Source organism: Synechocystis sp. LEGE 06083 (genome assembly GCF_015207725.1).
Taxonomy (GTDB): Bacteria; Cyanobacteriota; Cyanobacteriia; order Cyanobacteriales; family Microcystaceae; genus Synechocystis; species Synechocystis salina.
This window is the reverse complement of record NZ_JADEWJ010000386.1, coordinates 1-2578: the sequence shown is the minus strand read 5'-3', so window position 1 is coordinate 2578 and position 2578 is coordinate 1. Positions and strand designations below refer to the sequence as shown.

Annotated in this window: 2 protein-coding genes; one reads left to right on the top strand and one right to left on the bottom strand. The window is 48.1% G+C overall.

Features of this window, described 5'->3' with window-relative positions:
* Positions 1–1419, top strand: a 1419-nt coding sequence (locus tag IQ219_RS18875; protein ID WP_194073633.1) for a SulP family inorganic anion transporter, incomplete at its 5' end; no start/stop codon positions are given.
* On the opposite strand, the gene IQ219_RS18870 is transcribed toward IQ219_RS18875, so the two are convergent.
* On the bottom strand, positions 1368–2578 hold a 1211-nt coding region (locus IQ219_RS18870), incomplete at its 5' end, for a GGDEF domain-containing protein (protein ID WP_194073632.1). The two genes, IQ219_RS18875 and IQ219_RS18870, sit on opposite strands and share 52 nt — an antisense overlap.

Genomic DNA, 2578 nt, shown 5'->3' with positions numbered 1-2578 from the left:
GCCATGGCCTTCACCGTGGTGATGATGGCGGGGCTGTTCCAGATTGCTTTTGGTTTGCTCAAATTGGGCAAATACGTCACCATGATGCCCTATACCGTCATTTCCGGCTTTATGTCTGGCATTGGCATTATTTTGGTGATTTTGCAGTTGGCCCCCTTCCTTGGCCAAGCTAATCCCAAGGGGGGAGTGATTGGCACCCTCCAGGCCCTACCGAATCTAGTTAGCAATGTCAGACCAGTGGAGACCCTATTGGCCCTGATGACGGTGGGCATTATTTGGTTTATGCCTTCCCGTTGGAAAAAGTTTGCTCCACCCCAATTGGTGGCTTTGGTGTTAGGGACAATTATTTCCATCACTCTGTTTGGCGATCTGGATATCCGACGCATTGGCGAAATTCAGGCTGGCTTGCCCGCTCTACAACTACCAATGTTCCAGGCTGATCAGTTACAGAGGATGCTGATCGATGCGGCCGTTTTGGGGATGCTGGGCTGTATTGATGCCCTCCTGACTTCGGTGGTGGCGGATAGCTTGACCCGCACAGAACATAACTCCAACAAAGAATTAGTCGGCCAGGGCATCGGCAACGTGATGTCTGGTTTATTTGGTGGTTTGGGGGGAGCTGGGGCCACCATGGGGACGGTGGTAAATATCCAGTCCGGGGGACGCACAGCCCTGTCTGGCTTGATCCGGGCAATGGTGTTATTGGTGGTGATTCTTGGGGCGGCTAAATTGGCGGCTACCATTCCCCTGGCCGTATTGGCGGGTATTGCTTTCAAGGTTGGGGTGGACATTATCGATTGGGGTTTCCTCAAGCGGGCTCACCATGTCTCCATCAAAGGGGCATTGATTATGTATGCGGTCATCGCCCTGACGGTGCTGGTGGATCTAATTGCAGCAGTCGGTATTGGTGTATTTATTGCCAATATTCTCACCATTGACCGTATGAGTGCGTTGCAGTCCGAAGCGGTGAAAAGTATTAGCGACGCTGACGACGAAATTCTCCTTTCCGCCAATGAAAAACGTTGGTTAGATGAGGGCAATGGCCGGGTGTTGCTCTTCCAACTGAGTGGGCCGATGATTTTTGGGGTGGCTAAGGCGATCGCCAGGGAGCATAATGCCATTCAAGAATGTGACGCGATTGTTTTCGATGTCAGTGATGTACCCCATTTGGGAGTAACCGCTTCCCTGGCCCTAGAAAATGCCATTGAAGAGGCAGCGGAAAAAGGTCGAGCAGTGTACATTGTGGGAGCAACGGGCCAAACCAAACGGCGCCTGGAAAAATTAGAAGTGTTCCGCTTTGTACCCGAAAGTAATTGCTATATCGACCGCTCTGAAGCTCTCAAGGATGCTGTCCTAGCCTTGGGACCTCATGAAAGTGAGGACTCCCCTTCCAGTTCCTCCGTCCAGACCACATATTGATTTCTCCCCCGGCGTTTTGCTTCATACAGGGCCCGGTCTGCTTGCTCGATGAGGGTCCTGGGGGAATTTTCCTTAGAAGGAAACTGGGTGCTGATGCCTAAGCTAATGGTGATTTGCGCACCGATGGGGGAAGCTTCATGGGCGATCGCCAACTGGGCGATGGCATTAACAACTTTTTGCATTACCAGTACAGCCCCTTCTCCGTCAGTTTCCGGCAGGATAATGGCAAATTCTTCTCCCCCAAAACGAGCTAGCAAATCCGCCGGACGACTCACAGACTTTCTTACCCCCCGAGCTACCCTAATCAAACAATTATCTCCCTGGGGATGGCCGTAACAATCATTGTAATTTTTGAAATAATCGATATCAAATAAAATCAGCGATAACGGTTGTTGAGACCGGGATAATCTGCGCCATTCTTGCTTAATACGCACATTAAAACAGCGACGGTTAGGGATTTTTGTTAGTCCATCAATATCCACTAGATAACTCAATTTTTTATTAAATCGTTCGAGGCGAATTTGAGCTTTTTTTAGAATTTTTTCAGCATTTTCTGCCCTCTCTTTTTCCGTAATTAGTAGATATTCTTTAGCTTTTTGTTCAGTAATATCCTTAATGTAACCGTGCCAAATAGTTCCCCCATCGCTTTCCCGTTGGGGAGTGGCGTAACCCAATACCCAGATAACCCTTCCTTCGGGAAAACAAACCCGGTATTCATAATACCAAGGGGTTAAATTTGCCGCTGAAGTGTAAATTGATTGAAAAAGTCCATCTAATTCGTCGGGATGGAGCACTGCTAAAATTGCATCGGAATTTTCCCGCACTTCCTCAGGGGTAACGCCATAAATATCACTGATACCTTCGCTGGCATAGGGAAAGTGAAATGTGCCATTGGGACGCATCCTAAACTGATAAATTACCCCGGGAATATGACGAGCTAATTCCTGTAAACGTTGTTCTGATTCGAGGAGCTCGGTAATATCGTCTGAAATCCCTAATAAGTATTTTGCCCTACCCACTTCGTCCGTAATGGGAATTTTCTTGGTGTGTAGAATACGTACTCCCCCGTGACTGGTTTGAATAAATTCCCGAGGAATATCTTTAACTTTCCCTGTCAATAAAACTTTTTGGTCTTCTTGGATAAACCATTCAGCCTGCT